Below are 8,939 nucleotides of genomic sequence, written 5' to 3'. Positions count from 1 at the left end.
GGGGCGGAGCATGGAAATTTTTATAATAACCTCACTATGGTATACTTTCAAACTAACGTTTTTATAATACCACCAAACCGGAATGTAAAATGTTGATTGACGTGCAAGCTGGTCAATGGTTTCAATTGATCCTTTCGGGCTTAATATTTATTGGGCCAGGTGTTGGAATATTAAGTTTCTTAAAAATTAATACCAAGTTTCGAATTAGTTTGCTCTATATATTTGCTTTTGTTCTATCGGTAGCATTCTGGTCAATTTTTTTAGCCTATCTTCGCTTTTTCAAGATAAATGTTCTTTACCCATGGTTTGTTTATCTTATTTCAATTAGTGGTTGGGTGATTGGCGTAATCAGAGAGAAACAAAATCAAAAAATTGAACTTGTTGGTCCTGATATATGGGAAGTTTTCCTTGTGCTCGCGCTGATCAGTTCTCTGTTTATTAATATGTTTGCTCTGCGTCATATGGTAGTTGGTCTGGGGAGCGATAGTAATCATCATACTTTGATTACTCAATTGATTATCTGGAATAAAGGCTTACCCAATAATTATTCACCTGCATACCCCGAAATCATTACTTTTAATTATCACTTTGGGTTTCATACGTTGGCAGCTGTTTTATCGCTTCTAAGTGGTTGGGAACCAAGGTTAATTGTTTTGGTTCTTGCACCAATTTTGATAAGTTTGTCCGGTTTGGCTGCGGCTTATTTTTCTTGGAGGGTTTTTCAAAGTGAAGCCGCAATGAGTTTTGCTGGCATTATTCCTTCCCTTATTGCAGTGTTTCCAACCGCAATGTTGGAATGGGGCAGATATCCTCAAACTCTTGGTTTGATTTTGTTATCAGTATTTATCGCTGAATATGTAACTGCGCACGATAATGACGTAAGCAAATGGAAGATATTTCTCATATCAATTCTTGCCAGCGGTCTGTCATTGACGCATTATCGGGTCACGATTATGGGGATTGTTGCGGTAATGATATGGGAAATTTTCAATTTTTGGAGAATAAAACATAATTTTCAATCTCTGAGGGCTCGATTATTGTTTATTGGCTTGATTTCATTCCTTGTAGTGTTTTTCGTCTGGCCGTGGTTTCTGCAGGTCTATCTAAACCAGTTTGTGGGGTATCCAGCCCAATATTCAGTACCTGCCGAGTCTTTTTTCTCAATATCACGGTTAGGTACAACTGCGCTTGAGTATCCTACAAACGAAATATTAATAGGTGCCTTTGCCTTATTCGGAGCGTGGACGATTCTCAAACGGGATCGAGTGGGTTTATGGATTTTCTTTTGGCTGATTCTATTGCTTGTATCTTCTTGGATTACGAGAGGTCTTAAGTACACTACCATCGATCCTGTAACGGTGATTTCTTCTTCATATATACCTATTGCAATAATGATCGGATGGGGGATCAATAATCTTGAAAAAATAAAATATTCTATTACTAAGAAGATTTTGCTTCCGAGTATATTTTTATTGGCTTGTTTATGGGGCGCATTTCACATGAATGGGTTATTAAATGTACCGGCTGCAGCCTATGTCAAACCAGAGGATATTGAAGCAGCAAAATGGATAAAGCAAAATACCCCTGAGGATGCCTGTTTTATGATTAGTACTTATCGGTTTGAATTCTCCACGAATTTTATTATAGGAAGCGATGCTGGTGGGTGGTTGCCAGTATTGGCTCAGCGGTGTGTTGTTACTTACCCAATGACAAGTAATATTGAACGGTTTGATCACCCGAATCCCTTGGAGAAGGTGGTTAAGATTCATAAACTTAACGGTGACTTGACTTCCGAAGAGGCACTTCAGTTGTTGTCGAGAGCAAGAATCGAATACATTTATGATGGGGGAGGCGGAGAAATTAAGGTTGATTCCAAAGATCTAAATTTAGAATATGAGTTGGAGGTTTTATATGAGAAAGACCAAATCAGGGTTTATCGGATAAACTTTGGGAAGTTAGTAAGATGAAAAACAAATATCTTAAGGCAATAATTGATTGGTGCAATCTTCTCAAGATTGCTAGAATTAGGCGTCGTTCTCCACAAGCGTATTTTAATTTTGAAAAGTACCAAGGTAAATTATTGGTTGAGTACCTAAGAAATAAGGGTGTGTTTATAAACAATACCATATTGCTAGATGTAGGTAGTGGACTTGGTGGATACGACTCCTCCTTTTCCGAAGAAGGGGCGAAAGTTTATACCTTGGATTTAGATGTACCATTAGTTTTTATACCATCAAAATGTCATGTAATTGGTAATGCTTTAAGATTGCCTTATCCAAACGATTGCTTTGATGTAGTTGTCTGTTCAAGTTTGATTGAACATGTTCAATCGCCAGAATTGCTACTACAGGAGATCTTAAGAGTAATAAAGCAAGATGGCTTTTTGTATTTAAGTTTTCCACCTTTTTATTCGCCAATTGGAGGACATCATTTTTCGCCATTTCATTGGTTTGGAGATAAGGTAGCTGTTCGTTTATTCATGATGCGAAAAAAAAGGCATCTCAATGCTTGGTTAAGACAAAGGGGGGTGATTGAAAATCCGAAATCTATAAACGATTTTTTTCAAACATGGGGGCTTTATAAATTATCTATTTCAAAAGTAGAGAATATTCTTGAGTCTTTACCAATCAAAATTATTGATGTATCAACTAGATGGATGCCGATCAATACCACCAAAATACCATTCTTGAGGGAGTTCATAACATGGCATGTTCAATTTCTTGCAAAGAAAAGATAAAACTAAAAGTTCTATTTGTAACAACTGCTTTTCCGCGCTGGAAAGATGATGGTCGAGGCGCTTTTATCTATGAAATGGCAAACGCAATTAGAAATGCAGGTTGTTCTATTAAGGTTGTTGCAATGCACAGTCCCGGTGTAAAAGAATATGAGGAAATAGAGGGAATTGAGGTTTTTCGTCCTCGTTATTTGCCAGATAAGTGGGAAGTGCTTAGAAGGGATAGTGCTGGCATTCCCTACGCATGGAAAACTTATCCATTTGCAAAGCTGGAAATTATTCCGTTTGTTATTAAACATCTTATTGCAGTAATGAAAAATAAGAAAGAAGTGGATGTCATCCATGCACATTGGACATTATCTGCGGCAGTGGTGATGTTGTCTCAATTTATAAATTCTAAACCTTTTGTAATTACTGTTCATGGGAGTGATGTGTTTCAGGGCTTACAAAACCCAATCTTCAGGTTTATTTCGAGGATTGTTTTGATGACAGCAAAATTTGTTATTACCCCGTCAAAGGCTTTGGCTGAAAAAATTATTGATCTGGGAATAGAGCCAAATCGTGTGAAAATAATAAGTAATGGCATCAATTTATCACCCATTAAGACTACGAAAAGAGAGCCAATCATACTGTTTGTTGGATCCATAGTCGAATCAAAGGGAGTGAAAGATTTATTTGAAGCCTTCTTGAGAATTTCGAAGATTAACACTTTAGTAGAGTTAGTATTTATTGGTGAAGGTAAGGAAATAGTAGGTTTAAAATTAGCGGCACAAAAAAGTAATGTAAAAAATAGGATCCATTTTTTGGGGGCTCTTCCGCATTCTGAAACTATTGAATGGATGGGAAAATCCAGAATCCTTGTTTTACCTTCATATCAAGAAGGGCAAGGAGTAGTTTTGCTAGAAGCAATGTCTGTTGGAACACCTTGTATTGGTTCAAAAGTTGGTGGGATTCCCGAGATCATTGATAATAAGAATGGATGGTTATTTACAGCAGGAGATATAAACGAATTGAGCAAAATCCTGTTAGAAGCATTAAATGATGAGCAACTATGGAAAGAAAAAAGTGATTACTGTCTTGAATTTATAAAGAAATTTAGCTGGGATCAAATTGGAAGAAAATTAATAGATATCTATTACCAATGTACAATCAGATAAGTCTATGGCCATGAAACATAAACTACCCCCAGCGGATACTTTTCATTAGCTTTAACTTCTAATAACAGGGGGGTAAAATTGGAGGCGGAAATTACAGCGGGAGAGAAGCTATAAGGTGCTTCTATGATAAGAAAATAGGTTCCAGGTGGTATATTTTTAATAAAAAACTGACCTTTTTCGTCGGTTATTCCTTGAATATCTTCTTCCCTTGGTCCAACTAACAACGGTGGCATATTTCTTTTATCCGGACCATCACCGGGAGTTAAGTAAAAATATGTTTGTGCTAGCGTGATTCCCGTCGTAAATGAATATAAAGTCCCACTAATTGAACCAAAACTCTCAGAAGGCTCTGGTGCGTCATTAGGAAAATCTGGTAATTCAAATGAAGATGTTATTGTATTATCTTTTGGGTAAACCTCCACAATATCTGTTTGGTGAGCGTCTATAGGATAACCTGAATTAGACGTTGAGTTTTTGATATTACAAGATGGAGATAAGAAAAATAACATAATAAGAACTAGAAAATATTTTTTCATCTCTTTTTACCAATTTTGATTGAAAAATTAAAAATTAGCAGACCATCACGCGTGATGGTCTGCTAATTTTAGTCAAAAAGAGGGTCTATGGCAAGGTGAAGGCATTATGAGTTAAGAGAGTATCTCCAGGGGGATTAGTGATATTTGTGAGTTGTACAAAAGCCACAATTGGACGTGGTGTTCCAACAGGTTCAACCACAAGCGTACCAAACCAACCATCAGGCACCTCAGGAACGTCAGATACCAACCGGAAATTTTGGATCAGATTTCCACCCGCTGGTATGGTCTTATTTAACACAATCGGTGTGAGGCTGCCGGTGTAGCCACTTCCCGGGGTATAAGTTAGTTTTACATTTGCAGCGTTATTAGTGTCTAAATTCTGAATGGTAGCTACTGTTGCAAATCCATTTGCTTGACGTTTAGACATAAGCGGAATAACAACACGGCTATTTGAACTTTGATCAATATTGAAAGCCTCGTAAGCTCCTGAGTTGGAATTGAAACCAGGGCTTCTTAATGTCACAATAACCACTACATTTCCTGTTGAAGATACTCTACAAGAGCCACTCCAGTTACCGGGTATGCTATTATCAACAACAGGATTTACGGCAAAGGCCGAGTTGTTAGGTATAGAGCCAGTGTTTTGTTTGGTGAATGTAGATGGTGAAAAACCAGTACCTGCCTTACAAGATACAGTAATACCATTGGCGGGTATCGTAGACCCGCTAACATTCTGGATAGAAACAGATGTATTCAATCCGTTTGCTAACCTGGAAGTAAAAAGTGGAATTCCCCAATTCTTTCCTGCTGCTTCAATAGGAAATGCGTTATATGTAGTTAAAGTATCAGGACCGAGAAAAGTATTTACGACAACAACTATTTTTTTCCCGCTTTCTGCATTCACAACGGCTGAACCAGTCCAGCCGTTCTCTAATAAGTTTTCTGAAGTAACATCATAGTAAAACGAGGATCGGCCTGGAATATTAGCCGTTTTTGTGTGATTGGAAATGCCACCAATGCCTGGATAGGCAATAAAATTTATGGTAACCTGCTGATTTGTTTCCTCAGCGTTTTGTATTACTAGAATGCTGTTTGAAACACCGCTTGCTGTGTTCAAGTTCTTTTGGACCAATGGCGCATAATAGCTAGAACTTGGTGAGGTCACACCTGAGTAAGCCCCTGATGAAGGTGTTTGATTCCTAGCAAGGATCTGGACAACAGCACCTAATGGCTGAGTTGAACTAATCACTGCTGATCCTTGGCCAGCTGACATTGTATTATCAAAATATTGGGCAACAATTTTCTGTCCAAAATTTTTCGGAATTGAAAAACTTTGGTTGCCTGCCTCAGTTGGCCACACACTCCCATCACTTTTTAAGTAGGTTACAGTGACGGAAGCATCATCTGTGGTGCTCATGTTTACTAGAGTATAATTTGTACTGAGAACTTTGGAAGTCGCTGCCATAAGTGAATTGGCGTCGACAGGCACGGTAATCCCCAAGATGATACTCAGTATCAATAGCATACAAATTCTTAATTTGTTGATATTCATTAAGAAATCCTCCTTGTGTGAATGTTTACATTAACAATACTACCGACAATTTAGAAAAAAGCAATAACACCTTTGGATTAGCCTTTGGCTATTGTTATAATATTAGACAACATGAAAAAGATAAATCCTTTAGATGATTTAAATTTGAGAAAATTTTATGATGAATTGTACAAAAGAGAGCAGGAAGAAAATCCTGCTTATCAAATTTATGATCAATTGAGAGTCAATTATATTCGACAATTGATAAATGAATATGGGGAACGAGTCCTTATTATCGGATGTGGTGCTCGTCAGGACGCAAACATCTTTGATCAAAGAGTTTATGCTTTTGACTTATCATGGTATGCAGTAAACAGGTTAAAAAAACACAACTTTTTGAGATTTGTAGGGAACTCACTTGATATCCCCTTACCAAACAATTCTTTTGATGTTATTGTATGTTCTGAGGTTCTTGAACATATTCCAGATATTGATCGTGCAGTTAGAGAAATCTATCGGATTATTAAGCCTTCTGGTATCTTAATTGTGAGTTCCCCTAATTGGCATTCTTTATTTGGTTTGGTTCGGTGGATTGCAGAAAAAGTCTTAAGGAAGTCGATTCATTCTTCGGGACAAATATATGATGATTGGAAAACTTTAAAGAAATATACAAGTGAACTATCCCCCTATTTCAAGGTGGAGAAAATCAGGGGGGTTTGGTATTTACCGCCCCTTCATTATAGGGAAAAAGGATTATCAGCATCGTGGATGAATTTGATATACAAAGCTTATTCTCCGCTTGAGAATTATTTGAGTAAATTTCTACCTGCGTTTGGACATCTAATAATTTTACGTTTACGGGCGGAAAAGCAATCTTGAATGTGTAAAGAAAACTCGCTAATTCGTCGCCGAATTCAACAAATAGGTATTTGGATTGGTCTTGGTTTATTTATTTGGCAACTCTTTCAAAGCGTTGAAAAATTAATAGACTCAAAAATAATATTTCTTTCATACTTACCCTTTTTACTTATCCTCTTTTCTGGATTAGCATTCAATTTTCTTCAAATGGTCAATTGGAAGCTAATCTTAGAGGGGTTAAATATTTTTATACCGCTCAGGGATACTCTCAAACATTTTCCAAGGACATTTTTACCCCGATATATCCCGGGTTCAATATGGGGATACTTGAGTCGAGGCGAATGGCTGGTTTCAAATTTTAACACTGATCATAAAATGAACATTTTCAGTTCTATTTTGGAGGTGTTAATTCCATTTTCTGCGGCGTTATTCTTGTTATCGGGCTACTTATCAAAAGTAAATTTTGGATTATATCTTTTCTCTGCGTCCTTTTCGATCTTCGCAATGTGGTATCTCTTTGAATTTATCCGAAAGCAACTTCCGGGACATTTTTCTTTTTCGGCTCAAGAGTATCATTTCCCATTGCCAAGATGGTTGTTAGGCAATCTGATTTTTTCTATTAACTGGGCGCTTATGGGTTTAATGACAATGGGATTGATTGCTGTTTTTAGTGAGTCGGCTGATCTTCTATCTCTTTGGTCAGTGGGTAATCTCTGGAGGACAACCCTGGTTTTTTGTGCTGCGTGGCTTGGGGGGTTTTTGGTTTTGTTTGTTCCTGCTGGTATGGGAGTTCGTGAAGTTTTATTCAGGTTGCTTTTGGTTCAATTTATGGGCATCTCTAGCGAAACGGCACTTATTGTTGCGGTATCATCTCGTTTTGTATCTCTTCTCTCAGAAGGTATCTGGTTATTAGTGGGGATGTTTATCAAAGATGGTTAAATCTAATCTTGTTGAGCCGAGTTCTCGAATGATATTTCTTTTTTTCGTAGTCGGTAGAGGATTTCTTCTTCTATCTTCCTGTTAAAACTAATCAAATCTGCTACCAGCCCTATCAATAGCGTCTGAAAGCCCACAATGATCAACACGGCACCGAGTAACAGGGATTGAATCTTACCTTCACCTTGACCTATAAAGAAAAAGTAGACGAACCGTATCGCAGGGATCATCCCTATTCCAATTAAAATACTGCCTATGATGGTGAATACCCTCAACGGCCGGTACATTGTGTAGGCGCGGACTATGGTTACCGTGGAGTGGGTCAGGTATTCTGTGATGCTGCGCATCAGCCGTGAAGGCCGTTGGGGTGGATTGGTACGTACCGGCACACTGAAGATTGCAAAATTCTGGCTGCCGGCCTGGATCAGCGTTTCCAGGGTGTAGGAATAGTTGCTGAGTACATTGGTGCGCAAGGCGACCTCACGGGTCATGGCACGAAAGCCGCTGGTGGCATCGGGTATTTCTAATCCTGCAGCTTTTGAAACAACTTTGCTCCCCCACTTTTGTAGCTGTCGTTTAAGCGGTGAAAATGTTTCTAAATTGGCTACTCCTCGATCTCCGATGACCAGCTCGGCTTTACCTTCGAGGATCGGTTGGATTAACAACGGGATATCTTCAGCGTGGTACTGATTATCGGCATCGGTGTTTACAATCAGGTCGGCCCCTAATCGAATACAGGCATCCAGCCCAGTGCGATAAGCATTTGCCAACCCGGCATGCTTTTTTATCTGAACAATATGATGAACGCCGGCTTGCCGCGCTACTTCTATTGTGTTGTCCGTGCTGCCATCATCTACGATCAGATATTCAATTTCATCCACACCCGCAATCTGCTGAGGAAGCTGCGATAGCGTCAGCGGCAGGGTTTCGGCCTCGTTATAACAAGGAATTTGAATGATGAGTTTCATGAACGTGTGGTTAGTATACCAAAATCCATTGCAATTTGGGATAATCCCTTGTTCTATTATCCCCTATAATTAAACCACCATTCACTCACCGTGGGGAAATATGCTCAAGCGCTTCATGATCCTTCTCTCCCTCTCGCTTCTCCTGACCGCCTGCCGCGTGCTCCCGGAGCCGACGCCTGCACCGCTTCCGACCCTGGAACTGCCGGTTCTCCCGTCCCC

8 protein-coding genes are annotated in these 8,939 nt (G+C 38.9%); 5 read left to right on the top strand and 3 right to left on the bottom strand.

Annotated elements, in window-relative coordinates; genetic code table 11:
* Positions 1-89 precede the first annotated feature (89 nt).
* Genes ACWIZX_RS15205 through ACWIZX_RS15195 form a run of 3 tightly spaced genes read left to right on the top strand, consistent with a single transcriptional unit; the run spans position 90 to position 3,891 of the window.
* Entirely contained in the window at positions 90-1,967 is a 1,878-nt protein-coding gene (locus ACWIZX_RS15205; RefSeq protein WP_448336393.1) for a DUF6541 family protein, read from the top strand.
* Positions 1,964-2,737, top strand: coding sequence for a class I SAM-dependent methyltransferase (locus tag ACWIZX_RS15200; protein WP_448336392.1), 774 nt, complete (start codon positions 1,964-1,966; stop codon positions 2,735-2,737). Before ACWIZX_RS15205 ends, ACWIZX_RS15200 begins: the two co-directional genes overlap by 4 nt.
* Entirely contained in the window at positions 2,653-3,891 is a 1,239-nt protein-coding gene (locus ACWIZX_RS15195) for a glycosyltransferase (protein ID WP_448336391.1), read from the top strand. Before ACWIZX_RS15200 ends, ACWIZX_RS15195 begins: the two co-directional genes overlap by 85 nt.
* Positions 3,892-3,893: 2 nt before the next feature.
* On the opposite strand, the gene ACWIZX_RS15190 is transcribed toward ACWIZX_RS15195, so the two are convergent.
* Both ACWIZX_RS15190 and ACWIZX_RS15185 read right to left on the bottom strand, forming a co-directional pair.
* Entirely contained in the window at positions 3,894-4,427 is a 534-nt protein-coding gene (locus ACWIZX_RS15190; protein WP_448336390.1) for a carboxypeptidase-like regulatory domain-containing protein, read from the bottom strand.
* 85 nt (positions 4,428-4,512) lie between these two features.
* Positions 4,513-5,979 carry a hypothetical protein gene (locus ACWIZX_RS15185; protein WP_448336389.1) on the bottom strand — a complete coding sequence of 489 codons (1,467 nt, stop codon included), beginning with the start codon at positions 5,977-5,979 and terminating at the stop codon, positions 4,513-4,515.
* An 84-nt stretch (positions 5,980-6,063) separates the two neighbouring features.
* On the opposite strand from ACWIZX_RS15185, the gene ACWIZX_RS15180 reads away from it, so the two are divergent.
* On the top strand, positions 6,064-6,837 hold the full coding sequence (locus tag ACWIZX_RS15180) for a class I SAM-dependent methyltransferase (RefSeq protein WP_448336388.1): 774 nt from the start codon (positions 6,064-6,066) through the stop codon (positions 6,835-6,837).
* A complete protein-coding gene (locus ACWIZX_RS15175; protein ID WP_448336387.1) occupies positions 6,838-7,755 on the top strand; it encodes a hypothetical protein in 918 nt (305 codons plus the stop codon). It abuts the gene before it with no gap.
* A gap of 2 nt (positions 7,756-7,757) precedes the next feature.
* Here the strand turns inward: ACWIZX_RS15175 and ACWIZX_RS15170 are convergent, their stop codons facing one another.
* Entirely contained in the window at positions 7,758-8,720 is a 963-nt protein-coding gene (locus ACWIZX_RS15170; RefSeq protein WP_448336386.1) for a glycosyltransferase family 2 protein, read from the bottom strand.
* Between the last annotated feature and the right edge of the window lie 219 nt (positions 8,721-8,939).

The sequence above is a fragment of the Bellilinea sp. genome (assembly GCF_053501535.1).
The sequence above is the reverse complement of the archived record's forward strand: the minus strand, read 5'-3'. Positions and strand labels throughout refer to the sequence as shown.